General features: G+C 63.3%; 29 protein-coding genes and 2 tRNA genes. 17 read left to right on the top strand and 14 right to left on the bottom strand.

The features are described 5' to 3' along the window. Nucleotides 1-3: 3 nt before the first annotated feature. Both CK226_RS10465 and CK226_RS10460 read right to left on the bottom strand, forming a co-directional pair. Nucleotides 4-1,191, bottom strand: a complete 1,188-nt coding sequence (locus CK226_RS10465; protein WP_179301014.1) for an NAD(P)/FAD-dependent oxidoreductase — start codon at nt 1,189-1,191, stop codon at nt 4-6. 34 nt (nt 1,192-1,225) lie between these two features. Then, nucleotides 1,226-1,699, bottom strand: a complete 474-nt coding sequence (locus CK226_RS10460; protein ID WP_095791798.1) for an Lrp/AsnC family transcriptional regulator — start codon at nt 1,697-1,699, stop codon at nt 1,226-1,228. Nucleotides 1,700-1,804: 105 nt separating this feature from the next. Here CK226_RS10460 and CK226_RS10455 point away from each other — a divergent pair, with 105 nt between their 5' ends. From CK226_RS10455 to CK226_RS10440, 4 genes are all read left to right on the top strand, one after another. Then, the gene (locus CK226_RS10455) at nt 1,805-3,013 is read left to right on the top strand and encodes a diaminopropionate ammonia-lyase (protein WP_095770639.1); all 1,209 of its coding nucleotides are present in this window, start codon (nt 1,805-1,807) and stop codon (nt 3,011-3,013) included. Further along, nucleotides 3,010-4,242 carry a Zn-dependent hydrolase gene (locus CK226_RS10450; protein ID WP_095791797.1) on the top strand — a complete coding sequence of 411 codons (1,233 nt, stop codon included), beginning with the start codon at nt 3,010-3,012 and terminating at the stop codon, nt 4,240-4,242. The genes CK226_RS10455 and CK226_RS10450 overlap by 4 nt, the downstream gene beginning before the upstream one ends. A 5-nt stretch (nt 4,243-4,247) precedes the next feature. Continuing rightward, nucleotides 4,248-5,408: a M20 aminoacylase family protein gene (locus CK226_RS10445; RefSeq protein ID WP_095791796.1), complete on the top strand. Its 1,161-nt coding sequence runs from the start codon at nt 4,248-4,250 to the stop codon at nt 5,406-5,408. A 317-nt stretch (nt 5,409-5,725) separates the two neighbouring features. Next, complete coding sequence (locus CK226_RS10440) at nt 5,726-5,899, top strand: hypothetical protein (RefSeq protein ID WP_245437719.1); 174 nt, start codon at nt 5,726-5,728, stop codon at nt 5,897-5,899. Nucleotides 5,900-5,928: 29 nt separating this feature from the next. On the opposite strand, the gene CK226_RS34860 is transcribed toward CK226_RS10440, so the two are convergent. Then, nucleotides 5,929-6,081: a hypothetical protein gene (locus CK226_RS34860; protein WP_179296321.1), complete on the bottom strand. Its 153-nt coding sequence runs from the start codon at nt 6,079-6,081 to the stop codon at nt 5,929-5,931. 110 nt (nt 6,082-6,191) lie between these two features. Here CK226_RS34860 and CK226_RS34855 point away from each other — a divergent pair, with 110 nt between their 5' ends. The 6 genes from CK226_RS34855 to CK226_RS10410 all read left to right on the top strand — a co-directional run bounded on the left by CK226_RS34855 (nt 6,192) and on the right by CK226_RS10410 (nt 12,403). Continuing rightward, nucleotides 6,192-6,365, top strand: a complete 174-nt coding sequence (locus CK226_RS34855; protein ID WP_095791795.1) for a hypothetical protein — start codon at nt 6,192-6,194, stop codon at nt 6,363-6,365. 135 nt (nt 6,366-6,500) lie between these two features. Next, nucleotides 6,501-8,594 (top strand): ATP-dependent helicase, encoded by a 2,094-nt coding sequence (locus CK226_RS10430; protein ID WP_095791794.1) that lies wholly within the window; start codon nt 6,501-6,503, stop codon nt 8,592-8,594. A gap of 8 nt (nt 8,595-8,602) precedes the next feature. After that, nucleotides 8,603-9,379 carry a 4-hydroxy-tetrahydrodipicolinate reductase gene (gene dapB, locus CK226_RS10425; RefSeq protein WP_095791793.1) on the top strand — a complete coding sequence of 259 codons (777 nt, stop codon included), beginning with the start codon at nt 8,603-8,605 and terminating at the stop codon, nt 9,377-9,379. A 203-nt stretch (nt 9,380-9,582) separates the two neighbouring features. Then, on the top strand, nt 9,583-10,596 hold the full coding sequence (locus CK226_RS10420; protein ID WP_095791792.1) for an ABC transporter substrate-binding protein: 1,014 nt from the start codon (nt 9,583-9,585) through the stop codon (nt 10,594-10,596). Nucleotides 10,597-10,703: 107 nt separating this feature from the next. Further along, nucleotides 10,704-11,513 (top strand): ABC transporter ATP-binding protein, encoded by an 810-nt coding sequence (locus CK226_RS10415; protein WP_095791863.1) that lies wholly within the window; start codon nt 10,704-10,706, stop codon nt 11,511-11,513. A gap of 11 nt (nt 11,514-11,524) precedes the next feature. Beyond that, nucleotides 11,525-12,403, top strand: coding sequence for an ABC transporter permease (locus CK226_RS10410; RefSeq protein WP_095791791.1), 879 nt, complete (start codon nt 11,525-11,527; stop codon nt 12,401-12,403). 13 nt (nt 12,404-12,416) lie between these two features. On the opposite strand, the gene CK226_RS10405 is transcribed toward CK226_RS10410, so the two are convergent. Then, a complete protein-coding gene (locus CK226_RS10405; RefSeq protein WP_095770630.1) occupies nt 12,417-13,775 on the bottom strand; it encodes a sensor histidine kinase in 1,359 nt (452 codons plus the stop codon). Further along, on the bottom strand, nt 13,762-14,433 hold the full coding sequence (locus CK226_RS10400; RefSeq protein ID WP_095791790.1) for a response regulator: 672 nt from the start codon (nt 14,431-14,433) through the stop codon (nt 13,762-13,764). The genes CK226_RS10405 and CK226_RS10400 overlap by 14 nt, the downstream gene beginning before the upstream one ends. A gap of 482 nt (nt 14,434-14,915) precedes the next feature. Here CK226_RS10400 and CK226_RS10395 point away from each other — a divergent pair, with 482 nt between their 5' ends. Then, nucleotides 14,916-15,158, top strand: coding sequence for a DUF680 domain-containing protein (locus tag CK226_RS10395; protein WP_095791789.1), 243 nt, complete (start codon nt 14,916-14,918; stop codon nt 15,156-15,158). A gap of 213 nt (nt 15,159-15,371) precedes the next feature. Continuing rightward, nucleotides 15,372-15,611, top strand: coding sequence for a DUF680 domain-containing protein (locus tag CK226_RS10390; RefSeq protein ID WP_095791788.1), 240 nt, complete (start codon nt 15,372-15,374; stop codon nt 15,609-15,611). A 46-nt stretch (nt 15,612-15,657) separates the two neighbouring features. On the opposite strand, the gene CK226_RS10385 is transcribed toward CK226_RS10390, so the two are convergent. From CK226_RS10385 to purM, 4 genes are read right to left on the bottom strand one after another with little or no spacing between them, the layout of a single operon-like run. Then, complete coding sequence (locus CK226_RS10385) at nt 15,658-16,167, bottom strand: histidine phosphatase family protein (RefSeq protein ID WP_095791787.1); 510 nt, start codon at nt 16,165-16,167, stop codon at nt 15,658-15,660. Further along, complete coding sequence (locus CK226_RS10380) at nt 16,167-16,508, bottom strand: hypothetical protein (RefSeq protein WP_095791786.1); 342 nt, start codon at nt 16,506-16,508, stop codon at nt 16,167-16,169. The genes CK226_RS10385 and CK226_RS10380 overlap by 1 nt, the downstream gene beginning before the upstream one ends. Before the next feature lie 10 nt (nt 16,509-16,518). Continuing rightward, entirely contained in the window at nt 16,519-17,232 is a 714-nt protein-coding gene (gene purN / locus CK226_RS10375; protein ID WP_095791785.1) for a phosphoribosylglycinamide formyltransferase, read from the bottom strand. After that, nucleotides 17,229-18,338: a phosphoribosylformylglycinamidine cyclo-ligase gene (gene purM / locus CK226_RS10370; protein ID WP_095791784.1), complete on the bottom strand. Its 1,110-nt coding sequence runs from the start codon at nt 18,336-18,338 to the stop codon at nt 17,229-17,231. Before purM ends, purN begins: the two co-directional genes overlap by 4 nt. A 203-nt stretch (nt 18,339-18,541) precedes the next feature. Between purM and CK226_RS10365 the strand changes: the two genes are divergently transcribed. From CK226_RS10365 to hdaA, 3 genes are read left to right on the top strand one after another with little or no spacing between them, the layout of a single operon-like run. After that, a complete protein-coding gene (locus CK226_RS10365) occupies nt 18,542-19,099 on the top strand; it encodes a CDP-alcohol phosphatidyltransferase family protein (RefSeq protein ID WP_095791783.1) in 558 nt (185 codons plus the stop codon). Next, nucleotides 19,071-20,279, top strand: a complete 1,209-nt coding sequence (locus tag CK226_RS10360) for an AI-2E family transporter (RefSeq protein ID WP_095791782.1) — start codon at nt 19,071-19,073, stop codon at nt 20,277-20,279. The genes CK226_RS10365 and CK226_RS10360 overlap by 29 nt, the downstream gene beginning before the upstream one ends. Further along, nucleotides 20,276-20,980 carry a DnaA regulatory inactivator HdaA gene (gene hdaA / locus CK226_RS10355; protein ID WP_095791781.1) on the top strand — a complete coding sequence of 235 codons (705 nt, stop codon included), beginning with the start codon at nt 20,276-20,278 and terminating at the stop codon, nt 20,978-20,980. Before CK226_RS10360 ends, hdaA begins: the two co-directional genes overlap by 4 nt. Here hdaA and CK226_RS10350 read toward each other — a convergent pair. Beyond that, nucleotides 20,977-21,426: a hypothetical protein gene (locus CK226_RS10350; protein ID WP_095791780.1), complete on the bottom strand. Its 450-nt coding sequence runs from the start codon at nt 21,424-21,426 to the stop codon at nt 20,977-20,979. The genes hdaA and CK226_RS10350 overlap by 4 nt on opposite strands. Before the next feature lie 471 nt (nt 21,427-21,897). Beyond that, nucleotides 21,898-21,974, bottom strand: a tRNA-Pro gene (locus CK226_RS10345). Between the two features lie 125 nt (nt 21,975-22,099). Between CK226_RS10345 and CK226_RS10340 the strand changes: the two genes are divergently transcribed. Continuing rightward, the gene (locus CK226_RS10340) at nt 22,100-22,405 is read left to right on the top strand and encodes an ETC complex I subunit (protein WP_015318428.1); all 306 of its coding nucleotides are present in this window, start codon (nt 22,100-22,102) and stop codon (nt 22,403-22,405) included. Between the two features lie 46 nt (nt 22,406-22,451). After that, nucleotides 22,452-22,528, top strand: a tRNA-Arg gene (locus CK226_RS10335). 87 nt (nt 22,529-22,615) lie between these two features. Here the strand turns inward: CK226_RS10335 and CK226_RS10330 are convergent. The 3 genes from CK226_RS10330 to CK226_RS10315 form a co-directional block, all read right to left on the bottom strand. Continuing rightward, nucleotides 22,616-23,641 (bottom strand): tyrosine-type recombinase/integrase, encoded by a 1,026-nt coding sequence (locus tag CK226_RS10330; RefSeq protein ID WP_245437718.1) that lies wholly within the window; start codon nt 23,639-23,641, stop codon nt 22,616-22,618. A gap of 216 nt (nt 23,642-23,857) precedes the next feature. Beyond that, entirely contained in the window at nt 23,858-24,244 is a 387-nt protein-coding gene (locus tag CK226_RS10320; RefSeq protein ID WP_348629080.1) for an HNH endonuclease, read from the bottom strand. Next, nucleotides 24,241-24,789, bottom strand: a complete 549-nt coding sequence (locus CK226_RS10315) for a hypothetical protein (RefSeq protein ID WP_095791776.1) — start codon at nt 24,787-24,789, stop codon at nt 24,241-24,243. The genes CK226_RS10320 and CK226_RS10315 overlap by 4 nt, the downstream gene beginning before the upstream one ends. Between the last annotated feature and the right edge of the window lie 25 nt (nt 24,790-24,814).

Below are 24,814 nucleotides of genomic sequence, written 5' to 3'. Positions count from 1 at the left end.
CCATCACACCGGCAAGATCTCGGCCGCCTTCGTCCTGTTCAGCCGGTGCCTTATGTCGTCGGCGATCGCCTGGGCCTCGATCCCGATCTCGCGCAGCAATCCGGTGACTGCATTGTGGAAACCGATGAGGTAGAGGCCGAGATCCGAAGCTTTGGGGGTCACTCCACTGCGGTCCGGCTGGATGCCGGGCTCGAGAAATCTGGCATAGCCCGGCCGGTAACCGGTGGCGAAGATGATCGCGTCGAATTCGCCGTGTTTGCCGTCGGCGAAACGGGCGCCGCGTTCCGAAATCTCGGCGATATCGGGCGCGACCTTGATCGCGCCTTCGCGGATCTTGCCGATGGTGCCCACATCGATCACCGGAATGCGCGATGCAATCGCAATCTGCTCCAGCAGTCCCTGTCCCGGCCGTTTGAGCCCGTATTTTTCCAGCCTGCCCAGCACCAGGTCGAGAATGACCGGGAAAAGAACATCGTTGAAGCGCTGCGGCCCCAGGCGCGCGGCCATGCCGACCATCTGGATGGGCACGCCGAACAGTTCGCGCGGCACGATATGAACGCCGCCGCGCACGGAAATCGTCGGCCGTGCGCCGTTTTCCGCCAGATCGAGCGCAATCTCCGCACCGGTGTTGCCCATGCCGATGACCAGCACCGACTGACCGGCGAAAGGCCTGGCATTGCGATAGTCCGCGCTGTGCAATGTCTTGCCCGTGAAGGTATCGATACCGGCAAATCCGGGCCGCAAGGGCTCGGCATTGTAACCTGACGCGATCACCACATGTTTGGCGCGCAACGGCCTGGATAGCGCGTCCACACGCCAGCCGCGACTGTCCCGGGTGACCGCCTTCACCGTTTCTCCAAAGCGGGGCTTGAGGTCGAAGCGTTGCGCGTAGGCATCGAGATAGTCGACGAAGAGCGCACGCGGCACATAACGCGGATAGTGTTTGGGGAAGGGCACGAAGGGCAGCGACGAATAGCGCTTGGTCGTATGCAGGTGGACGCGCTCGTAATGGCGCCGCCAGGCAGGCGCGGCCTGCTGCTCTTTTTCGATGATGATGAAGTCGACGCCCGCCTGCCGCAGGCATGCGGCGACTGCCAGGCCCGCCGGCCCGGCACCGATGATCGCTACTGTCGTGGTGTCGTCCAAGCGCGCCTCCCAGCTCAATTCGCGTCCTGAGAATGTCAAAAGCATGGCGGGACGGACTGGACCCTGCCCGCCGGCAAGCTCAACCCGGCAACGGCACGGTTAGCCCGACCTTGACGCGGTCCATGGCCACGAAGGTGCGAAATTTCCGGACATTGTTGCTGCCGAAGAACAGCTTTCGCGTCAGCGCCTCATAGGCGCCCATGTCGGCTACGGTGATGACGAGGATGAAGTCGGCCTCGCCGGTGACGTAATAGCATTGCTGCACTTCGGGCGTTTGCGAGAATTGCCGCTTGGCCCCGTCGATAAGCTCGGTGCGCTCGCTTTCCAGCTCCACCTCGACGAAGATGGGCTGGCCGACCGCCGCGGGTTCGATGATCGCGACATTGCTTGCAATGACGCCCGCCTGCTCCATGCGCTTGATGCGGCGCTGCACCGCCGGTGCCGACAGGTTCACCGCTTCGCCGATCAGCCGCTGCGGTGTCGTGTTGTCTCGCTGCAGGATGGCAAGGATGGCGAAATCGAAACTGTCGAGTGAGGGCGATGATGGAGGCAACGGGCGGCATCCCGGTGAAACAAACTTGCATTTCGCAGGCCTAATTACAGCGCTCTTTGCGCCTGTCCTGCAATATGTTGTCGCTAACTGCCAAGGAGGCGCCCAGTGTTCCTGCCCAATCGCAATGCCTTGCACGGTGAGCCGCTTGATGCGACCGATGCCGAAACCCTCGGGATCGCGGGCGCGGACACGGTCGAGCGCTTTCTCGCCCATCGTGACAATCACGCGATGACGCCGCTGCACGCGCTGCCGACGCTGGCGGGCGAACTTGGCCTCGCTGAGCTGCATGTCAAGGATGAGGGCTTTCGTCTCGGCCTGGGCAGCTTCAAGGCGCTGGGCGGCGCCTATGCTGTTTTCCGCCTGGTGCTGGAAGAGGCCGGCAAGCGCCTTGGCCGCCCCGTCGATATCGAGGATCTCGATCGTGCCGATGTTCGCTCGGTCGCCGCGAAGATGACATTTGCCTGCGCCACCGACGGCAATCACGGCCGCTCGGTCGCGCAAGGCGCCGAGCTTGCTGGCGCTAGGGCCGTGATCTTTGTCCATGCCGGCGTCAGCGACGGGCGCATTGCTGCCATAGCCCGCTACGGCGCCGAGATGGTTCGCGTCGATGGCAATTATGACGATTCGGTCAGGCAAGCGGCGCAGGTCGCGGCCGAGAAGGGCTGGAGCGTGGTGTCGGATACGTCGTGGCCCGGTTATGAGCGCATCCCCGGCCTGGTCATGCAGGGCTATACGGCGATCGTGCGCGAAGCGCTGCGCCAACTCGGCGAACCGCCAACCCATGTCTTCGTCCAGGCCGGCGTTGGCGGCATTGCCGCGGCGGTGGCCGGCCATCTCGCCATCGTGCTCGGCGACGCCAGGCCGACCTTCACCGTCGTCGAGCCGGCGCGCGCGGCCTGCGTTGTCGCGGCTGCCCGGGCAGGGCATGTGGTCAAGGTGGCGCACGACCAGCCGACGGTCATGGCCATGCTTGAATGCTATGAGGCCTCTCAGGTCGCCTGGCGCGTGCTGGCGCGCGTCGCCGATGCCTTCATGACCGTGGACGAGGACGACGCCGTCGCGGTGATGCGGCGGCTGGCCCGGCCTGCCGGCAGCGATCCGGTGATCGTCGCCGGCGAGAGCGGCGGCGTCGGTCTTGCCGGACTGGTCCGGGCGATGGCCGAAAACAGGGCCGATCTAGGCCTCGACGGCAAATCCCGCGTGCTGGTGGTCAACACCGAAGGCGCCACCGACCCGCATCGCTATGCCGAACTGGTCGGCTTGAGCCCGGCCGAGGTGCTGGCCGGCAAGCTCGCTGCCGAGGCAACAGCATGATTGCTGTCGATGCACAGCGCCTGGTTGGCCGTATCCGCGAACTCGGCGCCGTTGGCCGCGACGGCGAGGGCAGGCTGACCCGGCTCGCGGCCTCCGACACCGACAGACAGGGCCGCGACCTCTTCCTCGGCTGGCTGCGGCAGGCCGGGCTCGATGTCGCTATCGACCGCATCGGCAACATTTTCGGCATCTGGCAAAGTGCCGGCAATGCGGGCGAAGCGCCGCTGCTCATCGGCTCGCACATCGATACAGTCATCGACGCCGGCATCTATGATGGCTGCTACGGCGTGCTTGCCGGGCTGGAGGTGATCGAGACGCTGAAGGCGTCGGGTTTCCCGCCGGCGCGCCCGCTCGCCGTCGCGGCCTTCACCAATGAGGAGGGCGTGCGCTTCTCCCCCGACATGATGGGCTCGCTGGTCCATGCCGGCGGCGTCGATGTCGAGGCGGCGCTCGCCGCTGTCGGCACCGACGGCAGCACGCTCGGGCAGGAACTCGCCCGTATCGGCTATGCGGGGGAACGCGAACCCGGCTTTCTCAAGCCGCACCTCTATGTCGAACTGCACATTGAACAGGGGCCGCTCCTGGAGCGCGAAGGCATTCCGATCGGCGCGGTGGAGACCCTGCAAGGCATCTCCTGGCAGCGCATCACCCTCGATGGCGTCGCCAACCATGCCGGCACCACGCCGATGTCGATGCGCTGCGACGCCGGATATGCCGCGGCACGCGTGGTCACCTTCCTGCATGACCTTGCAGCGGCCTCCAACGCGCCGACCGTTGCCACCGTCGGCACGATGCGATTCGAGCCGAATGCCATCAACGTCATCCCATCGCGCGCCGTCTTCACCGTCGACCTGCGCGATCCCGACGAGCAGCGCCTGCAAGCACAGGAGGCGTCGCTGGCCGCCTTTCTCGAACAGCTCGCCGCCGAGGGCATCACCGTGTCGGTCGAGCGGCTGGCCCGCTTCGAGCCGGTTGTCTTCGACAGGCAGGTCGTCGAATTGATCGAGGCTGCCGCCAGGAAGCGCGGGCTTGCCTCGCGGCGAATGACCTCGGGCGCCGGCCATGACGCGCAGATGATCGCGCGCATGGCGCCGGCGGCGATGATCTTCGTGCCGAGCGCCGGAGGCATCAGCCACAGCCCGCATGAATACACCGAGGATGCCGAGCTTGTTGCCGGTGCCAACATCCTGCTTGATGTCGTCGCTGAACTCGCCGCGCTCAAGGGCTGAACAAAATGGCTGAACTCGATCCAGAAACGCTGAAGCGAGAGATGATCAATTGGCGGCGCGACCTGCACGCGCACCCCGAATTCGGCTTCGAGGAGAAACGCACTGCGGCCTTCGTCGCGGCCAAGCTGCGGGAATTCGGCCTGGACGATGTCGCCGAGGGTGTCGGCGGCACCGGCGTCGTCGGCACTTTGAAGCGCGGCACCGGCAACCGTGCCATTGCGTTGCGCGCCGACATGGATGCGCTGCGCATATCGGAGCAATCGAGCGCGCCCTACCGCTCCGGCAATCCCGGCGTCATGCACGCCTGCGGCCATGACGGCCACACCGCCATGCTGCTTGGCGCGGCAAAGCTGCTGGCGGGTGAGGGTGGTTTCGACGGCACCGTGCGCTTCATCTTCCAGCCGGCCGAGGAGTGGGGCAGGGGCGCGCTGGCCATGCTCGACGACGGCCTGATGCAGCGCTTTCCCTTCGACGAGATCTTTGGCCTGCACAACATGCCTGGCCTTCCCGTCGGGCATTTCGAGACCCGTGCCGGCCCTGTCATGTCGGCAGAGGATAATTTCGAGATCGTGCTCAGGGGGTTCGGCGGCCACGCGGCGCGGCCGCATTCGGGCAACGAAACGCTGGTCGCCGCCTGTGCGCTGGTCACCAATCTGCAGACCATCGTTTCGCGCCGCCTGAGCCCGGCCGACATAGCGGTGGTTTCGGTGACCGAACTGATCACCGATGGCACCCGCAATGCGCTGCCTGGTCTTGCCCGCATCCTCGGCGATACGCGCAGTTTTCGCCCCGAGGTCAGCGCGGCGATCGAACGCCAGATGCGCACCATCGCCGAGGGCACCGCGGCCGCCTACAACATTGCCGCCGAGGTCCATTACACCAGAGAATTCGTGCCTTTGCACAATGATGCCGAACTGGTCGAGGCGGCCTTCGCCGCCGCCAAGAAGATCTTCGATCCCGGCAATGTCGCGGTTGCCCGCGAGCCGATGACGGCGTCGGAGGATTTTGCCCGATTCCTCGATCACGTGCCGGGCTGCTTCGTGTTCCTCGGCAATGGCGAGGCCTCGGCGCCGCTGCACAATTCCAGCTATGACTTCAATGATGACGGGCTGGTCTTCGGCGCCAGCTTCCATGCCGCCATCGCCAGGCAACGGCTCGGAATTTGACCGGCCGCGGACCCCCTTCGGCACGCCTTTGCCGGTGGAAAACGCCTGGAAAAGGCCGAAATCCGCGATCCCACATGACGCAGCGGCAAGACTCAGCTAGGCTGTGTGGTGCGGCGGACCTGATTTATCCGCTTGGCCGGCGCCTTCTCCTCCCAAGCGGCGCCGGCCTTCTTCCCGCGCCGACCGCCTGGTAAATTAGCATTCATTAAATTTAGAATATTCGCACATGCAGGGCGTTAGCGTCTTTCTGGCATGGAAGACGCTGGTCCTTGGCTGTTGCGGGAAGGCCAATGCGCGGGCGGAACTGGATAAGGGCGTTGCGTCAGGATGAGGCGCGGCAGGTGCGTGCGCGCATCGCCGAACTCGAAAGAAACCTTACAATGGCATTCCCGGCCCGAGGCCGTCAGTTGCAACAGGACGCCGGGCACGAATTGCGCAATGCCAAGTTCCGCCTCGAGCGGCTCGAAGAATGCATCGCGGCAATGCAATGAGGTTTCGACGGGTCCTCAGTGCACCGGGATCATCTCAGTTGCCCAACACTCTCCGTGTTCATGACAGGATTGCTGGCATAGGAGCTTTGTTCGGCACCAGGAGCCTTGGTCGGTGGCAATTTGTTGTCGCAGGCCGAGACAGCCAAAGCGACCAGGACAAGGGCTAATCCTAGCTTCTTCATCGCTATCGCCTCCTTGCTTTCAACGACCCGCCATCGGTTTGGTTGCGAACTTGGCGCGATGGAACAAACCGTCATGTTTCCGGTTGACCCTCATCAGAGGAGACCGCGGCATGATCCGTTTGCTTCTGGCAGGTACTTTTGCCTTTCTCGCTTACCGCCTCGCGCGCAAGATGATCGATGACGTGCCCGGCGACATCAATCCCCTGTTGCTGCCCGCGCCGAGAAGTGACCGCGAAGCTCTGCGCCGCCAATCGGCGGCCATGGGTGTCGATCCCCGGCGGTAGAGCAATTCCAGGAAAAGTGTGAAGCGGTTTTCCCTGGAAAAGCGTAGCGCTTTCCCTTGAGAGTTGCGCCAAGACCAAGGGGCCGTCGCAAAGCTTCTATGTTGCGAACAAAGCGGAAACGATGCTTGATGGGCGATGAACCTCGCCGCTCATGATTCGACCTTTGTGGAATCGACTGCCCAGCCCGCCTATCTCGCGCGGCTGAACGATGCCCAGCGCCAGGCCGTCGAGCATGGTGACGGCAAGATCGCCGGGCCGTTGCTGGTCATTGCCGGCGCCGGCTCGGGCAAGACCAACACGCTGGCGCATCGCGTCGCTCATCTCATCGTCAGGGGTGCCGACCCGCGCCGTATCTTGCTGATGACCTTTTCCCGGCGCGCCGCATCCGAAATGGCGAAACGTGTCGAACGTATTGCCGGCGAGGTGCTCGGCCGCGACGCCGCGGTGATCACCGATGCGCTGACCTGGGCCGGCACTTTTCACGGCATCGGCGCCCGGCTATTGCGCGACTATGCGCTGGAGATCGGCCTCGACCCGGCCTTCACCATCCATGATCGCGAGGATTCCGCCGACCTGATGAATCTGGTGCGCCACGAACTCGGCTTCTCGAAAACGGAAGCGCGCTTTCCGACCAAGGGCACCTGCCTTGCCATCTACTCGCGCGCCGTCAACGCGCAGGCTCCGCTCGGCGAAGTGCTGGGGTCGGCCTTCCCCTGGTGCGCCGGCTGGGCCGAGCAGTTGAAGCACCTGTTCGCCGGTTACGTCGAGGCCAAGCAGGCGCAGAACGTGCTCGACTATGACGATCTGCTGCTCTACTGGGCGCAGATGGCGGCCGAGCCGGACATAGCGGCGCATCTGGGCGGGCGTTTCGACCATGTTCTGGTCGACGAATACCAGGACACCAACCGCCTGCAGGCTTCGATCCTGATGGCACTGAAACCCGACGGCGCCGGGCTGACGGTGGTCGGCGACGATGCGCAGTCGATCTATTCGTTCCGCGCCGCCGAGGTGCGCAACATCCTCGATTTTCCAACACAGTTCGGGCAGGCCGCCGATGTGGTGATGCTGGAGCGCAATTACCGCTCGACGGAAACCATTCTGGCCGCCGCCAATGCGGTGATCGGCGAGGCCTCGGAGCGCTTCACCAAGAACCTTTGGTCGGAGCGCAAATCATCAGACAAGCCAAGGCTGGTCAGCGTCCGCGACGAGGTCGAGCAGGCCAACTTCGTCTGCGATACCATCCTCGCCGAGCGCGAGGCCGGTACGGCACTGAAATCGCAGGCGGTGCTGTTTCGCGCCTCGCACCACAGCGGGCCGCTGGAGATCGAGCTGACGCGGCGCAACATTCCCTTCGTCAAGTTCGGTGGCCTGAAATTCCTCGATGCCGCCCATGTCAAGGATGTGCTGGCTGTGCTGCGCTTTGCCGAAAACCCGCGTGACCGCGTCGCCGGCTTTCGCGTTCTGCAGCTGATGCCGGGTATCGGCCCTTCGGCTGCCGCGCAGATCGTCGAGACGATGACGACAGCGCTGGATGAAGCGATGGGCTTGGCCGGATGGCGGCCGCCGCAGCGCGCGGCGGACGACTGGCCCGGTTTCGTCTCGCTCTATTCCGGCCTGCGGGCCGGCGCCAAATGGCCAGCCGATCTCGAACAGGTCAGGCTCTGGTACGAACCACATCTGGAACGCATCCATGAGGATGCCATCACACGCCGCGCCGACCTGTTGCAACTCGAGCAGATCGGCTCGGGCTACGCCTCGCGCGAGCGCTTCCTGACCGAGCTCACGCTCGATCCGCCTGATGCGACCAGCGACCAGGCTGGACCGCCGCATCGTGACGAGGACTATCTGATCCTTTCGACCATCCACTCGGCCAAGGGCCAGGAGTGGAAGAACGTCTTCGTGCTCAACACCGTCGATGGCTGCATCCCGGCCGATCTCGGCGTCGGCACCAAGGAAGATATCGAGGAGGAGCGCCGGCTGCTCTATGTGGCGATGACGCGGGCCAAGGACTGCCTCAACCTCGTCATGCCGCAGCGCTTCTTTCCCCATGGCCAGGCCGCGCGCGGCGATCGCCATCTCTATGCCTCACGCACGCGCTTTATCCCGGCTTCGATTCTCGCCGCGTTCCAGCAGATGTCGTGGCCGGGCGCACAGGCGGCACAGGGCAGGGCGCCCCGGCCGGACGTGCGCGTCGATATCGGCGCGCGCATGCGCGGCATGTGGAAATAGCTGAAACCATGGTGCAGCCGCCGATCAGGATCGCCATCGCCGGGGCGCTGGGCCGCATGGGGCGGCAGACGGCCGAGGCCGTTCTGGCCGATCCGCGGCTGGCGCTTGCCGCCCGCTTCCATCGCTCGGGCAGTGTCGGCGACCGGCTGGTGGGCCGCGACGAGGCGCTCGCCGTGGCCGATGTGGTGATCGATTTCACCACGCCTGCGGCCTCGGCCGATCTGGCGAGGGTTTGCGCAAACCGGGGCGGCCCCGCTTTGGTGATCGGCTCGACCGGTTTCGATGCCGCCGAACTGGCTGATATAGCCGATGCCGCGAAAACGGTTCCCATCGTCCGCTCCGGCAGTTTTTCGCTCGGGCTCAACATGCTGGTCGGGTTGGTCGAGCGGGCGGCGAGAGCCCTCGCCCCCGAAGATTGGGACGCCGAGATCTTCGAGGCGCATCATCGCCACAAGATCGATGCGCCGTCGGGCACCGCGCTGATGCTGGGACGGGCCGTCGCCGGTGGACGCGGCGTCGAACTGGACGCGGTCGCAAGGCGCGTCCGCGACGGCGTCACCGGCGGACGGCCGGCCGGCGAGATTGGTTTTGCGGTGGCTCGCGGCGGCAGCATCGTCGGCGAACACAGCGTCAGCTTCTGTGCCGAAGGCGAGCTTGTTACCGTGTCGCACGCTGCCGGCGACCGCATCATGTTCGCCCGTGGCGCCATCGCCGCGGCACTTTGGCTGTCGGGACGCAAGCCCGGCGAATACGATATGCGCGACGTGCTGGGATTTGACCGCTGAACTGGCACGGCGTGCATTTTCACGCCGCCGTGACTGCGCGCCGGCTGCGGCTTGCCGATCCGCAAGCCTTGCCGTCATTTTCGGCTTTACCCTGAAAGCTGGATGAAAGGTTGGTGCCATAACTCTTGTCCGGCGCCCCCATATTGTCGCGCAAAAGCGATGGGAGAGAGAGGGGCGCGGGAAACGAACAAAGGGAAGAGGCCATGTCGCTCGCGCGAATTCTGCTCGATTCAGCCGCCACAACCGCACTCGTCGCCACCATGGCCTTGTCAGCGCCGTCCGTACACGCTGCCGACAAAGTTTCCATCATGGTCGGCGGCTACGAGAAGCAGATTTACCTGCCAGCCAAACTGACCGAAGCACTCGGTTACTTCAAGGACGAGGGTCTCGACGTCGAGTTGCTGAATGAGCCGGCCGGGGTCGACGCCGAAAACGAGATGCTTGCCGGTGCCGTGCAAGGAGTTGTCGGCTTTTATGATCACTGCATCGATCTGCAGGCCAAGGGCAAATTCGTCGAATCCGTCGTCCAGTTCAGCCAGGCGCCGGGCGAGGTCGAACTCGTTTCGACCAAGCATCCCGAGATCAAGTCGCCCGCCGACTTCAAGGGCATGAGCCTGGGCGTGACCGGTCTAGGCTCATCGACGAATTTTCTTACGGAATATCTTGCCGTCAAGAACGGTTTGAAGCTCGGCGAATTCACCTCGGTTCCGGTCGGCGCCGGCAACACCTTCATTGCCGCCATGCAGCAGGACAAGATCCAGGCGGGCATGACGACCGAGCCGACGATCACGCGGCTGCTGAAGACTGGCGAAGCGTCCGTCCTCATCGACATGCGCACGATAGAAGGTACCAAGGCTGCTCTCGGCGGCACCTACCCGGCCGCCTCACTCTATATGCAGACAGATTGGGTCGAAGCGCACAAGGACATCGTGCAGAAGCTGGCCAACGCTTTCGTCAAGACGCAGAAGTTCATCAATTCGCATAGCGGCGCCGAGATCGCCGACAAGATGCCGAAGGACTATTATGTCGGCGACAAGGAAGGCTATGTGAAGGCCCTCGATGCCGGCAAGGCGATGTTCACCCCCGACGGGATCATGCCCGAGGGTGGACCTGAGACAGTGCTGACGGTTCTTTCAGCCTTCAAGAAGGAACTGCAGGGCAAGCAGATCGACCTTGCCAAGACCTACACCTCGGAATTCGTCAAGAACGCCAAGTAGCAGACAGTACCGGCGCGATGAACGACATCGCGCCGGTGCCCTCAGTTTTCACCTCCGGCGACCTTGGGGCCGACGGCGGGCGTCTGCTCTTATCCAGGAGTTCCACCATGGCTATTGAAAAAAATGCACCGGCTATCGAGCTGATCAACGTCAGTCGGCGTTTCCTTTCACCCACCGGCAAATCGCTGACGGCACTGCGCGACTTCACCATGACCGTACAGCGCGGCGAATTCGTCGCCGTTGTCGGCCCGACCGGCTGCGGAAAATCCACCACACTCAATCTCGTCACGGGGCTGGCAAGCCCAAGTGCCGGCGAGGTTCGTGTCATGGGCGCACCGGTCAAGGGTATAGACCCGCGCATCGGCTTTGTTTTCCAAAGCGATGCCCTGTTTCCGTGGCGAACCGTGATCGACAACGTGATGGCTGGTCCGCTCTTTCGCGGCAAGGCCAAGTCCGAAGCCACGGCCGCGGCGCGCGACTGGCTGGCGCGCGTCGGGCTGTCGCGTTTCGAGCAGCATTATCCGCACCAGCTTTCAGGCGGCATGCGCAAGCGTGTGGCGTTGGCGCAGACTTTCATAAACGGTCCGGAGATCCTGCTGATGGACGAGCCGTTTTCAGCGCTTGACGTGCAGACCCGCGTGCTGATGCATGAGGAACTGCTGCGCCTTTGGTCCGAAGCCAAGGCTTCCGTGGTCTTCGTCACCCATGACCTGGAAGAGGCGATTGCCTTGGCCGACAAGGTCTATGTCCTGACCGCCGGGCCGGCCACCGTGAAATCGGTCTACACGATCGACCTGCCGCGCCCGCGCGTCGTCGCCGACATCCGTTACGAACAAAGCTTCATCGATTACTCGCGCACCATCTGGGCCGACCTCAAGGAAGAGGTCGAGACCAGCTATGCACGCGCGGCAGCCTGAGGAGGAAAGCCATGACCGATGCCGCAATCGACATCAGAGCAGGCGCTTTCAAGCCTGGCACTTCCGACGCGGAAATCGAAGCCGCCGCGGCAAAAACATCGCAGCGCCGCCGCCGCACCGTCATATTCTGGCGGGTCGCCATCCTGCTCGCCTTTCTCGGCCTGTGGGAGATTGCCGCGCGCCAGGCGTGGATCGATCCGTTCTTCTACGCGATGCCGAGTGCGATCGCGCAGCGGCTCTATGAATGGACGACGGAAGGAACATCCGAGGGGCCGCTGTGGTATCATCTCTATGTTACCATGGAGGAGTCGGTCATTGGCTTCGTGACCGGTTCGGTAGCTGGCATCATCATCGGTGTCGCGCTCGGTCGCAACCGGATGGCCGCAGACATTTTCTCCATCTACATCAAGGTGATCAATTCCATCCCTCGCGTGGTTCTGGCACCGATCTTCATCATGATCCTCGGCCTTGGCCTCGCTTCGAAAGTGGCGCTTGCCTTCGTCATGGTTTTCTTTGTTGTCTTCCACAATGCATTCCAGGGCGTGCGGGAGGCCGACAGGGCAATGATTGCCAATGCCCGTATCCTCGGGGCTTCCAACTGGCAGTTGACGCGCTCGGTGATCGTCCCTTCGGCGATGAGCTGGATCTTCGCCAGCCTGCATGTCAGCTTCGGCTTTGCCATCATCGGTGCGATCGTCGGCGAATTCGTCGGCTCGCGCTATGGCATCGGCCTGCTGATCAATATCGCCAAGGGATCCTTCGACGCTGCCGGCATGTATGCCGCCATCGTCATCGTCATGGTGGTGGCGCTCGGCGCCGAATATCTGATGACCATGGTCGAGGATCGCCTGGCGAAATGGCGCCCCCAGCCGCTGCATGAGACGCAGTGAGCGGCGACATGGGCTAGCTGCTTGCCAGCGGCAACCTCACGTCAACCACCAGACCGCCGGCCGCGCCATCCCGCAGGGTGACGCGGCCGCCGGCGTTTTCGACGACCTCGCGCACGATGGCGAGCCCCAGCCCGCTGCCTTCCTCGGTCGAGCCGGCGATGCGGTAGAAGCGCTCGAACACGTGATCCCGCTCTTCCACTGGAATGCCAGGCCCGTCGTCGGTGACCGTCAGCACGGCTTCGCCATCGACGGCCGCCAGCCTCACAGTGACGCTGCCACCTGACGAGGAGTAGCGCAGCGCATTGTCGACGAGGTTGACGATCATTTCGCGCAGCATGGTGCCGTCGCCGATGACCGGCGCGGGGCCGGCCTCCTCGAGGCCGAGATCGACGTTGCGGCTGACGGCAATCGGCGCATGGGTTTCCAGAACCTGACGAGCCGCTTCAGTCAGGTCGACACGGTCGGCGCGCGGCCGTCGGCTACCCGGCTCGGCTCTCGACAAGGTCAGCAGTTGTTCGGCAAGCCGTGCCAGGCGGCCGGAGCTTGCCTGCAGGGCCACCAGCGCCTCGTGGCGGGCGTCGGGGACGGTTTCTCGCAGCGCGTAGCTCGCCTGCGTTGACAGCAGCGCCAGCGGCGTGCGCAACTGGTGCGCGGCATTGGCGACGAAGCGGCGTTGCGACGCCATCTGGGCCCGCACGCGTGCCATATAGGCGTTGAGCGCTTCGATCAGCGGGCGGATTTCGCTTTGGGCGCCCGGCACTTCGACCGGGTCGAGGTCGCTGCGGTTCGGCGAACGCACTGCGTCGCGCAGCCTGATGAGCGGCGCCAGGCCCCGATGCAGGCCAAGGAGCACGAAAAGGCCGGCGATCGCCACCAGCGCCAACTGCTGGGCAAAGGCGCCAAACCAGAGTCGCCGCACCATCGCGTCATGTCCGGCAAGGGTGACGCCGACGGTAACCGATATCGGCGAATCCTTGCCGGCGCCGACCACACCCTGGCTGAAGGTAAGCAGCCGCAGCCGGTGGTCGCGATAGGTTGCCTCGGTGCTGGACGGCGTCAACGCCTCCGGCAGATTGGGATAGCCGGTCAGCAGCCGCCCTCTGGCAGTCTTGACATGGTAGTAGACGCTGTCGCGGTCGCCCGTATCGAACATCTCGATCGCTGCCGGCGGGATCGTGGCATCGAGCACGCCATCGGTCATGGCGACCTGCTCGGCGATGGTCCGCGCCGAGCCGAGCAGCATTCGGTCGGTGACCAGGTTGGCTGTGGCCAGCGCGCTGCCATGGCTGGTCCACAGATTAATGGTGGCGAGTCCGGCCAGTGGCAGCACCACCCATGCCAACAACTGCAGGCGGAGGCTATTGATCTTCATGCCGCAGAAGATAGCCGAGGCCACGCAAGGTGGCGATCTGGACCCGCGACCCTTCGAGCTTCTTGCGCACGCGATGCACATAGATCTCGATGGCGCTGGGGTCGGCATCGGTCTCGAAATCATAGATCGCCGCCGAAAGTGCCGCCTTGCTCACCGTGCGCCCGGCCTTCACCATCAATTGCTCCAGCACCGCATGTTCGCGAGGTGTGAGCGCCAGTGGTTCACCGGCCAGCGAAAACAGCCTTGTGTTGGTGTCGAAGACGAGATCGCCGCAGGCAACGACAGGCGCGGTGCGGTCGTTGGCGCGGCGCAGCTGCGCCCGAATACGGGCCTCGAGCTCCTCGATCTGGAATGGCTTGGCCAGATAGTCGTCGGCGCCTTCGTTGAGGCCCTTGACCCTGCCGTCGAGGCTGGCATTGGCGGTCAGCACGATCACCGGCACCCGGTTGCCGCGCGCCCGCAGCATGCGCAGCACCTCCAGGCCGCCCATGCGCGGCAGCGCCAGATCTAGGATGACGAGCGCATGGCCGCCCGCCGCCAGCGCGTGCTCGACATCCTCGCCCTCATGGACGATGTCGACCACATAATTCGCCTGGCGCAGGGTCTTGCCCAGCCAGTCGGCCAGTTCGCGGTTGTCCTCAACGAGCAGCAGTCGCATATCTATGACGGTCCGGATTCATTTGCGGCCTTCCAGCGGATCGCCTTGGCCTGATGGGTCGCGGCACCCCTGATCTCTCCTGAATGAGCGACAGTATCGATCTCAACGCAAGACAAATGCGGTCTTGGCGAGGTAACAGCAGGCCCTTGCAGGTTTCGATCAGCCTATTCTCACCTGAAATCGAACCGAACGGTTCGGTTCTGGTTGACAGATTGTGTCGCAAACAGTGAACAATCGCCTCCAAAAGCGCTCCGATCTTGTCGGAAGGGCTGAACTTAATAAACTGAAATGATTGCATAAATTGCGTTGAAATTGCTGCGCATGCAATATGCATTGTCTATAATATAAGGAAATTCTGCAAAGCCGACGCGACTGGTAATCCAAAAGGCATTCCCTACTTCGGGGTGGTCCGAGCGACGCGAAATTCCTCCCAAGGGCACGCCACTAGACGGACAGGACAGATAAATACTGGAGTGCTTAAAATGACCAAGATCGCTCTTACCGCCGCCGCCATCCTCGTCGCTACGGGCGCCGCCTTCGCTGGCAGCGACCATTATGGCTCCGGCAACTATGGTTCCAACAACGTCAACCAGCCGGTTGCCAGCCAGTCGTCCTCGAACATCGACACCACCTATACCGGTTCGATCGTGAAGTCTTTGAAGACACAGGGCGACGCCAATGTCAACGTGCCGGCTCAGTCGGGCCAGGGCATCTGGGGCCGTTAATTCCTCCAATCCCCGGAAAATTGACAAAGAGCGGTGGGCCTGGCCCGCCGCTCTTGTTTTGCGCAGCAGGGCAGGCATCGGTTTCAAGCAGCCGGGTCTTTGCAACCGGCGGAAAAGCTCCGCCTCCGGGAATAAAACCAGACGGCCTCGGGTCTTGTTCCTGCGGAGCCGTCCTCCCAAGACGCCGCCCAACGGATGAGACAGGAGATTGAAATGAACAAGATCGCTATCGCCATAACCGCCATCCTCCTTGCGACCGGCGGCGCCCTTGCCGGCAGTGACCATTATGGCTCCGACAATGCCAACCAGCCGGCTGCCTCGATCGCCGGGGTGGATCACGCCGCCACCGGCGCGGTAAAGGACACGGATATGGCCGGGCGCAAGGCAGCCGATACCAGGATGAAGACCACCACCGACTGGCCGGAACCCGGCCAGGGTATCTGGGGCAACTGAGGTCTCGGGCGCGGCGGGCTTGCGCGCCGCTTGCCCGGCAGGACTGCTAGCTCAGATCCTTCGGGCGCAGGCAATGCGTCAGTCGTGCCGTCGAAAGGCCAGACCAGTCGCTGTCGAAGACAAGGCGCGCGATGGCTGCCGTGGGGAACTTTTCCTCCAGAGTGTTGTGGGCTTTGGTCTCCGAGCCGGATCCGGCAAGCTGTTTCGCCAGATCCTCCAGGCCCGGATTGTGGCCAACCACCACCAGGCAGCGGCTTGATGGGTCGACTTTACGAATCTGGCTCAGAATATCCGCCGCCGAAGCCTCGTAGAGCGCTTCGGCAAACACGACCCGGGGATGTGCCGGCAGTTCCGCGGCGACCAGCCGCCATGTATCACGGGTGCGCAGAGCCGACGACACCAGCACAAGATCGGGCAGCCAGTCGCGCGCCGCAAGCTCCCGCCCCACCAATTCGGCCGCCTTCAATCCGCGTTTGGCCAGCGGCCGGTCGAAATCGTCGAGATCTGGGTCGTCCCAGCTCGATTTGGCGTGGCGCAGGAGAAGAAGCTGTTTCATCAATTTGCGTCCGACCAGGGAATGTCGGCATGAAAGTCCTTGCCATATCCCCCGCCGTGCCTTGTGCCGCCTTCGACATCGAAGGCCGCCGCCAACTGGCCATGGATGAATAGGCCGACACGCCGTTCGCCGTTGTCCCATTTAACGACAACGTCGGTTTCGGCGATCGGCCAGGCTCCGGAACGAATGTGTATTGTTCCGACGATTGGCCCGACGGTTCTGCCCTGCATTTCACAGAGGTAAAAATATGCCGTGGCGTTTTGCGGGTCTCCGGCCTCGTCATATTCGAAAACGCCGGCCAGGTCGCCTTTCGTCCGGATCGCACTGTCGAAAACGTCCATTGGCCTCGGCTCAGGGCGTAATCCGCGCCAGATGCTCCAGATCGGCTTCCTCGCGCAGCGGATCGGGCGCCATCACCACCGAGGTGCCGTTGTCGGCATCGTCGGCAAAGTGAGCGAGCACCGTGCGCCCGGCCTCCATGCGTGCCTTGCCTTCGGCGACCAGGCCCAGAGCCAGCGGGTAGAGCCGGTGCTCGGCCTTCAGCACCCGGGCAGCCAGCGTATCGGCATTGTCGCCGACCATCACCGGCACGGCCGCTTGTGCGATGATCGGCCCGTCGTCCATCTCCGACGTGACGAAATGCACGGTGCAGCCATGGATGCGCAGGCCGGCGGCCAGCGCGCGCGCATGGGTGTCGAGGCCCTTGAATGCCGGCAGCAGGGCAGGGTGGATGTTGATCATCCGGCCCTGCCATTTCTGGACGAAGCCGGAGGAGAGGATGCGCATGTAGCCGGCCAGCGCCACGATCTCGGCATTGAAGGCGGTGAGTGCGGCGTCGATCGCCGCGTCATGCGCCTGCTTGCTGCCATGGTTGGCGCGGGCAATGACCTGCGTGGCGATGCCGCGTGCCTTGGCGATACCGAGGCCTGTGGCGTCGGCCTTGTCTGAAATCACGCCGACGATCTCGGCCGGGAAGGCCGGGTCGCTGGCCGCGGCGATCAGCGCGGTCATGTTGGAGCCGCGCCCCGAGATCAGGACGACAGTGCGTTTTCTCTGCGTGCTCATAGGCCGATCGAGCCCCGATAGATGACGCCGGCATCGCGGCGCGGCACGATGCGGCCGATCGGCGTCACCGTCTCGCCGGCTTCCTGCAGCACGGCGGCGACCTGCGCCGCCTGGCCGGAGGCGACCGCCAGGATCATGCCGACGCCGCAATTGAAGGTGCGCATCATCTCTTCCGGCGCCACGCCGCCGGTCTTGGCCAGCCACGAGAACACCACCGGCACGTCTATGGCTTCCAGGTCGAGTTCGGCCGAAAAATCCTTGGGCAGCACGCGCGGAATGTTTTCCGGGAAACCGCCGCCGGTGATGTGCGCCAGCGCCTTGATGCCATGCGTGTTGCGGATCGCCTTGAGGATGGACTTGACGTAGATGCGGGTCGGTTCGAGCAACGCCTCGGCAAGCGTCGCCTCGTCGTTGAACGGCGCCGGATCGCTCCATGCCAGGCCACTGGCGGCGACGATGCGGCGCACCAGCGAAAAACCGTTCGAATGCAAGCCCGAGGAAGCGAGGCCCAAAAGCACGTCGCCTTCGACGATGTCGTCGGTGGGCAAAAGCTGGCCGCGTTCGGCCGCGCCCACGGCAAAGCCGGCGAGATCATAGTCCTTGCCGTGATACATGCCGGGCATTTCCGCCGTCTCGCCGCCGATCAGTGCGCAACCGGCCTGCCGGCAGCCTTCGGCGATGCCGCCGACGATCGCCGCTCCCTGGTCGGGATCGAGCTTGCCGGTGGCGAAATAGTCGAGGAAGAACAGCGGTTCGGCGCCCTGCACGACGATGTCGTTGACGCACATGGCGACGAGGTCGATGCCGATCGTGTCGTGCTTGCCGGCATCGATGGCGATCTTGAGCTTGGTTCCTACACCATCATTGGCGGCGACCAGCACAGGATCGGTAAAGCCGGCCGCCTTGAGGTCGAACAACCCGCCGAAACCGCCGATCTCGCCATCCGCACCCGGCCGGCGCGTGGCACGCACCAGCGGCTTGATCTTCTCGACCATGAGATTGCCGGCATCGATATCGACGCCGGCCTCGGCATAGGTGAGCCCGTTCCTGCGCTTGCTCGTTTTGGCCTGGCCCGTTTTGGGCTGGCTTGTGTCGCGCTTGCTCATCGCAATTTTCCTGCTCGTTTGCGGGCTCTTCGCATGAACGGTTTCGGTCCGCAAGGATAACGGCGGAGCCGAGCGCCATTTGACCTGACAAAAGCGTGGATAGAATGGCATAGGATTGGCGCTCGCGCCTGGAACGAACTGTCCTTGTGGCGGCTCTCCATCTCCTTCATCTATCTCCAAACAGCGCATGGCGGGACAATGAGTTGACCATCCCCAATCTGATCACCATCCTGCGCCTTCTCCTGGTGCCTGCCGTGGTGCTGGCCATGCTGCAGGCCCGTTGGGACTGGGCCTTTGCCGGCCTCGTCATCGCCGGCGTCTCGGATGGCATCGACGGCTTCATCGCCCGCCGCTTCAACCAGCAGTCCGAACTCGGCGCCTATCTGGATCCGATGGCCGACAAGCTGCTTCTGGTTTCGGTGTTCGTCGTCATGGGCTTCATCGGGCAATTGCCGCTGTGGCTGGTCGTCACCATGGTGTCGCGCGATGCGCTGATCATCTGCGCGGTCCTGTTGTCCACCGTGATGGCGCACCCGGTCGAGATAAAGCCGTTCCTGGTGTCGAAAGCCAATACCGCCATCCAGATCGTGCTGGCGGCGGTCGTGCTGGGCGAGCTCGCCTTTGCCCTGCACCTCGACCCTCTGCGGCCAGCCCTCATATTGCTGTCCGGGGTCTTGACCGTGGCTTCGGCCGCAGCCTATCTCGTGGCTTGGCTGAGGCATATGAGCGGCTATGGCGAAGGCTCCAATCCGAACATCTGAGAAAGAAGCAGCGGTGATCGAGGCCGCGGCTGCCGATCTTGTCGCGGCCTCCGCGTTCCGCCGGCAGATCTCCTTCTGGGTGGCCGGCGTCGCCGCGCTTGCGTTGTTCCTCTACGTATTCAGCGCCATCCTGCTGCCCTTCGTCGCCGGCATGGTGCTTGCCTACTTCCTCGATCCGGTCGCCGACCGGCTGCAGCGGCTTGGCCTGTCGCGTTTCATGGCGACGGTGGTCATCCTGATCACCTTCCTCATCGTGCTGGTGCTGGCCTTTGTCATCCTCATTCCGGTCTTGGCGACGCAGATGGCCGATTTCGCCGGCAAACTGCCGGAATACCTGACCCGGCTGCAGAGCCTGATCACCTCCTTCGATCCGAAATGGCTGGAGCAGAAATTCGGCGTCAACGCCAATGGCTTGCGTGATGGGCTGAATTCGCTGCTGACCTCGGGTTTCGGCCTGCTCACCACGGTCTTCACCTCGATCTGGAGTTCGGGCGTGGCGCTGGTCTCGGTGGTCAGCCTGTTCGTGGTGACGCCGGTGGTTGCCTTCTACATGCTGCTCGACTGGGACCGCATGGTGGCGGTCATCGACAGCTGGGTGCCGCGCGACAACGTCGCGACGGTGCGCGCCATTGCGCGCGACATCAACACCGCGACCGCCGGTTTCGTGCGCGGCCAGGGCACGCTCTGCCTGGTGCTCGGCGCCATGTACGCCACCGGTCTGACGCTGACCGGGCTGAACTTCGCCATCCTGATCGGCCTGTTCGCCGGGCTGATCTCGTTCATTCCCTATGTCGGCTCGCTGACCGGGCTGGTTCTGGCGGTCGGCGTCGCTTTCGTGCAGTTCTGGCCGGACTGGACAATGATCGTCGCCGTCGCCGTGGTCTTCTTCATCGGCCAGTTCATCGAAGGCAACATCCTGCAGCCCAGGCTGGTCGGCAAAAGCGTCGGCCTGCATCCGGTGTGGCTGATGTTCGCTCTGTTCGCCTTCGGCGCGCTGTTCGGTTTTGTCGGTCTGCTGATTGCCGTGCCGGCTTCCGCCGCCGTCGCCGTTCTGGTGCGCTTCGCCATCGCCCGCTATCTCGAATCGCCGCTTTACAAGGGCCACGCGACAGAGGCTGCGCCGCCGCTGCCGGCCGATCGTGGCGGCGGCCACCGCACCCAACCACGTCGCTCGAAGTGACCGCCCAGCGAACCGATCCGCCGCGCCAGCTGCCGCTCGATCTCGGCCACGGCACAGGCTATTCGCGCGACGAACTCGTCGTCTCCGGCACCAACAACCAGGCGGCGGCACTGGTCGACCGCTGGCCGGACTGGCCCTCGCCTGTGGTGGTGCTGGCAGGTCCCGCCGGCTCCGGCAAGTCGCATCTGGCCGCCATCTGGCGTGCGCGCGCCAACGCGGTCGTGGTCGACGCCCGGCGCATCGGCGATTGCATCGCCAGTCTCGGCGCCCGGCCGGCGCTGATCGACGATGTCGATGCCGGCGCGGTCGACGAACAAGGCCTGTTCCATCTGATCAATGCGGTGCGCGGCGCCGGCTCGACGCTGCTGTTGACCGCACGGCGTTTTCCCTCGGCCTGGGGAGTGTCGCTGCCGGATCTGGCCTCGCGGCTGAAAGCGGCGGCGACGGTCGAGATCCACGAGCCCGACGACCTGCTGCTGGCCGGCGTCATCACCAAGCTGTTCGCCGACCGCCAGGTCGAGGTCGAACCGCATGTCGTGCAATATCTGGTGCGGCGCATCGAGCGCTCGCTGGCGACAGCCATGCGTGTGGTGGAGCGGCTGGACCGCACCGCGCTCGAGCGCAAGATGCCGATCACGCGGGCACTCGCCGCCGAAACGGTCAGCGCGATGGATGAGGGGCAGGGCGCGTTCGAGATTTAGGCTGCAGGTGCTCCGGAATGGTGCAGCCCTTCTACCTTCGTGGCAACCTCGTGCAATGTCGCCATCAGCCTGTTGATTTGCGACAGGGTGGTGGTCATTTCGGGGCCGTATCGCGCTGCCAAATATTCTCTGTTTCCGGTCAATTGGAACAGGTGATGTGTCGTGCGCTTCCGCAGGATGAGCCCAGAAATAAGGGCTTTTTCGGTGCGAGCAGCGAAATCATGCTGCAGGCTGCGAACCGCTTTCGGGTCCGATCCTGATAGCAGGAGTCGTGCATTGAGATAGAGTTCAATCGCGTGAAGTGCAGCGAAACGGCACGGCACGAGGGAAAGTGGATTTCGCTTGCGATGAAGTGCCTGAAGACTGACCGCCGCATTTCTGAATTCACTTGCAAGCCTTAGTATTTGTTCGGCCGTCGCCTCTTCGCCAGGATAAGAATTACCCATTATACTCCCCCACTTTGGATCCCCTCATTCTTATTGATGGTACAAGGCGTGGCGTTAGTCAAAATCAAGCGTGGCTATGGAAACAACAAGCCAACAATCGGAAGCCTGTCTCATTTCGGGAAACAGGACTGGCATCCATTTTGCTGCACCAGCTTGCCGGCTGACCCCGGTCCTGATTGCGTTCCAAATCAGGTTGTAGGCTCGCCGGGATTGAGTTTGGGGTTCTCGCCCGGCGAGCTTGCCTTCAACTGCTCTCGGACCCGATCTATCCACGACCGACATAGAATGCGCGCTCCGGGCTTGAAGTCGGGCGGAGTGGGGGCGCTCATTCAGCAGGGCTGGACCGGCGCGCGTATCGTCGCATGAAGGCCGGAGCGCGTATCGCCCGATCAAGGGCACGACAAAGGCGGCGGCCGCGGTTCAGGCTCTGGTGGGGCAAGGGCGCCTGAATCGCACCAGCTATGAAGAGGATGGTCGGAGTGGAGAGATTCGAACTCCCGACCCTCTGGTCCCAAACCAGATGCGCTACCAGCCTGCGCTACACTCCGAACGGTCTGTTGCCTATTCATTTCGGTGTTGGATGGCAAGAGCAAAAACCTTGCCGCCATGCGCATTGCGCAGTAATGACGGGCGAAGGGGCGGCGATGCTGCCTTGCACAACCATGAGGTGGCCATGTCCGCGCGCATTTTCAGCCCAGCCAAAACCGCGATGCAATCCGGCAAGGCCAAGACCGGCCACTGGGTGCTGGAATTCGACCCCGAGATGCGCAAGAAGATCGACCCCTTGATGGGCTATACGACGTCGGGAGACATGAGAAGCCAGATCAGGCTGACCTTCGACACGCGCGAAGAGGCCGTGGCCTACGCCGAAAAGGAAGGGCTTGCCTTCCGTGTCGAGGAGCCGAAAGAGACCAAGCGCCGCCAGATTTCCTATGCGGAGAATTTCCGCTATGACCGCAGGACGCCCTGGACGCATTGAACGGCGTCAGCGCCAGATATCCAGCCGGCCGCTTTGGCCGGCCAGCGGTCCCGTAGCTCAGCTGGATAGAGCACCGGCCTTCTAAGCCGATGGTCACAGGTTCGAATCCTGTCGGGATCGCCAATCTTTTCAAGTAGTTAGTTGCCAGATTGCGGCCGGAAGACCAACCGGAATTGGCCGTTTTACAAACCGTTTTACAGTTTTCGTTCCTCATGGGTTCCGTTCCATGCGCAAAATCACCGCGTCGCTGGCGTCTTGATCGTCGGCCAGGTAGTGCTTTTCCAGCACGGATTTGATCTCCGAAATCGAGTGGCCGGATATCTTGGCAATGTCCTCGACGCTCGACCCCTCCCGCGCCCGCTCAGTGATGAACGTTCCGCGCAGGTCGTGAAAGGTGACGCCTACGATTTGGAGGCGGGCACACTCCTTTCCCCAGGAGGTTTTGAAGCCGTCCTTGGTCCACGGCCGCTTTCGAGAGTTGAGCAGGATGCGCATCTTGTCCTTGTCGAGGACATCCAGCATCGCCTTCAACTTCGAATGGACGCGGACCTTCAGCTTCTTGCCACCCTTCGACTGGCGGAACTGAAGATAGATCCCGTCATAGTCCTTCCAGGATCGGGAAAGCAGGTCGCCCTGTCGCTGGCCGGTGTGCAGCGCCATTTCGAAGGCAAGCAGGAGGTGAGCGGGCGCGCCGGCACGGAAAGCCTTGATCTGCTCCTGCGACCACACGGATTCGCGCCGTGAGCCGTTGTACAGCCGTTCGATGCCGGTGCAGGGGTTCTTGTCGATCAGTTCGTCGGCGACGGCGTAGGAAAACACCTTGGACAGCGAGAACAGCAGCTTGTCGGCCTTGCGCGGGTGGGCAGCAAAGCTCCGGTGCCACTTCCTGATCTCGGCTTTCATGCCCTTTTGCTGGGTCAGCCTGACCGGCAGCTTAGGCCATTTCTCCTTGATGAGCCGAAAGGCATAGAGATGGTCCGTCTGGGTAGTATCGGCCAGCGCCAGGAAATCAGGATTGCGCTTGTCCTCCGGGCCGGTGAACCGATCAATCAGCGTCTCAAGGGTTTCGACAATCTTAGGTGTCGCCAGCGCCTTGAGCTTAGCGTATTCCAGGGCGAAAGCCTCAGTGTGCGGCTTTGCCTCAATCTTCGGGCCGCCGCGCCATGCGTAGTGGTAGACGCGCGTCGATCCGTCGGCCAGCTTGCGCTTGACCGTATGGATGCCTTTAAGCGCCACCAGCACCGCTCCTGTCTCTCCACGCTAGATATTCGTCCAGCGTATCAAAGGCTTCGGGCGAAACATCGTCGTCAACTAGCTTCGGTGCCTGTGCGAGACTAGCGGGGATAAGGCGGAAAACCGCCGATCCTATCTTGACTTCGACAATCCCGCGCTCCGCCTCGGCCGCTCGCAGCAATGTTTGGGCCTGGCGTTGCGAAAGAGCGAGTGCCCGCGTCATCCTTTCCTCCGCTCAACGCCCTCTCGGGTCGGCGCGAAGCCGCGCGATCGTATTGGAGCTTTCGATTTCGGATAGACGCCTAGGTGCTTGGCGCGGACACGATCAGCTTTTTCCCGCAAAGTGTTTTCGTCGGCCGATTTAGCCTTGTGCGGGTCGACCAGGGCGGGCCGCAAGTTGCTTTCCCGGTTCTCACCGCCCAACGACAGAGGCTTGATGTGCTCGAGCTCCCATTTCTCGCCAGCGCCGATGGGGCGCCCGCTGATATGGCACATGCCGTTGGCGCGAACGAAAATGCGGGCGCGGACGGTCGGCGGCGGCACCGAGTCGGGTGTCTTGCCGATCCATTCCTTGACGCTGCGGCCGCCGTTCGGGTCATCGATCATTGGCATCGTCGATCTTTCCACCGCCAGCGATCATGCGGGCTCGCTTTTCGCGTTCGCGCCGCGTTCGACGCCGAGAAGGTCGTCGAGAAAATCGAGAACGGCCTGCTTGCTCTACTGGAATGCTTGGCGCCCATGGCCGGCACGGATTGGCTCTTGGCCGTCCAGATGCGCACCACGTTCTCGCGGGCCTCGATGATGGCGTAGTCGTCGAGCGGGAGGATGGTACGAACCAGATCCAGCGCGGCCGATTTCGTCGCGCAGACATATTCGCGCTCGTCACGGTAGCCTTTGCGGATAAGGGCCTTTTTGCGGAGGTGTTCGGCAGTCGGGTAGATTTCGACCAGCTCGTCGGGAAGGTTCTGCCAGGCCGCATGGACGCAGGCGAAGAAATGCCGATGCGAATTGGCTGAACGGTCGTGATACTCGACGATCCGGTAGACCTCGCCGACGACGAAAGCCTTGTCGGCGCGAGCGGCCCAAAACTGAGAGGCCGGCGAGAAAGAGCCATCGCCTTCGTACCTGACCATGATCGGTGCATCTGTCATCGGTCGTTCCTTCGAAGAAATCGCC

The organism is Mesorhizobium sp. WSM4311 (assembly GCF_002295115.1).
Taxonomy (GTDB): Bacteria; Pseudomonadota; Alphaproteobacteria; order Rhizobiales; family Rhizobiaceae; genus Mesorhizobium.
The sequence above is the reverse complement of the archived record's forward strand: the minus strand, read 5'-3'. Positions and strand labels throughout refer to the sequence as shown.

Excerpts from the sequence above, each read along its gene's own strand:
- CK226_RS10465 (WP_179301014.1), bottom strand. The coding sequence starts at position 1,191 with ATGCTTTTGACATTCTCAGGACGCGAATTGAGCTGGGAGGCGCGCTTG.
- CK226_RS10450 (WP_095791797.1), top strand. The coding sequence starts at position 3,010 with ATGATTGCTGTCGATGCACAGCGCCTGGTTGGCCGTATCCGCGAACTC.
- CK226_RS10445 (WP_095791796.1), top strand. The coding sequence starts at position 4,248 with ATGGCTGAACTCGATCCAGAAACGCTGAAGCGAGAGATGATCAATTGG.
- CK226_RS34860 (WP_179296321.1), bottom strand. The coding sequence starts at position 6,081 with ATGAAGAAGCTAGGATTAGCCCTTGTCCTGGTCGCTTTGGCTGTCTCG.
- CK226_RS34855 (WP_095791795.1), top strand. The coding sequence starts at position 6,192 with ATGATCCGTTTGCTTCTGGCAGGTACTTTTGCCTTTCTCGCTTACCGC.
- CK226_RS10430 (WP_095791794.1), top strand. The coding sequence starts at position 6,501 with ATGAACCTCGCCGCTCATGATTCGACCTTTGTGGAATCGACTGCCCAG.
- dapB (WP_095791793.1), top strand. The coding sequence starts at position 8,603 with ATGGTGCAGCCGCCGATCAGGATCGCCATCGCCGGGGCGCTGGGCCGC.
- CK226_RS10420 (WP_095791792.1), top strand. The coding sequence starts at position 9,583 with ATGTCGCTCGCGCGAATTCTGCTCGATTCAGCCGCCACAACCGCACTC.
- CK226_RS10415 (WP_095791863.1), top strand. The coding sequence starts at position 10,704 with ATGGCTATTGAAAAAAATGCACCGGCTATCGAGCTGATCAACGTCAGT.
- CK226_RS10410 (WP_095791791.1), top strand. The coding sequence starts at position 11,525 with ATGACCGATGCCGCAATCGACATCAGAGCAGGCGCTTTCAAGCCTGGC.
- CK226_RS10405 (WP_095770630.1), bottom strand. The coding sequence starts at position 13,775 with ATGAAGATCAATAGCCTCCGCCTGCAGTTGTTGGCATGGGTGGTGCTG.
- CK226_RS10400 (WP_095791790.1), bottom strand. The coding sequence starts at position 14,433 with ATGCGACTGCTGCTCGTTGAGGACAACCGCGAACTGGCCGACTGGCTG.
- CK226_RS10395 (WP_095791789.1), top strand. The coding sequence starts at position 14,916 with ATGACCAAGATCGCTCTTACCGCCGCCGCCATCCTCGTCGCTACGGGC.
- CK226_RS10390 (WP_095791788.1), top strand. The coding sequence starts at position 15,372 with ATGAACAAGATCGCTATCGCCATAACCGCCATCCTCCTTGCGACCGGC.
- CK226_RS10385 (WP_095791787.1), bottom strand. The coding sequence starts at position 16,167 with ATGAAACAGCTTCTTCTCCTGCGCCACGCCAAATCGAGCTGGGACGAC.
- CK226_RS10380 (WP_095791786.1), bottom strand. The coding sequence starts at position 16,508 with ATGGACGTTTTCGACAGTGCGATCCGGACGAAAGGCGACCTGGCCGGC.
- purN (WP_095791785.1), bottom strand. The coding sequence starts at position 17,232 with ATGAGCACGCAGAGAAAACGCACTGTCGTCCTGATCTCGGGGCGCGGC.
- purM (WP_095791784.1), bottom strand. The coding sequence starts at position 18,338 with ATGAGCAAGCGCGACACAAGCCAGCCCAAAACGGGCCAGGCCAAAACG.
- CK226_RS10360 (WP_095791782.1), top strand. The coding sequence starts at position 19,071 with ATGGCGAAGGCTCCAATCCGAACATCTGAGAAAGAAGCAGCGGTGATC.
- CK226_RS10350 (WP_095791780.1), bottom strand. The coding sequence starts at position 21,426 with ATGGGTAATTCTTATCCTGGCGAAGAGGCGACGGCCGAACAAATACTA.
- CK226_RS10340 (WP_015318428.1), top strand. The coding sequence starts at position 22,100 with ATGTCCGCGCGCATTTTCAGCCCAGCCAAAACCGCGATGCAATCCGGC.
- CK226_RS10320 (WP_348629080.1), bottom strand. The coding sequence starts at position 24,244 with ATGATCGATGACCCGAACGGCGGCCGCAGCGTCAAGGAATGGATCGGC.
- CK226_RS10315 (WP_095791776.1), bottom strand. The coding sequence starts at position 24,789 with ATGACAGATGCACCGATCATGGTCAGGTACGAAGGCGATGGCTCTTTC.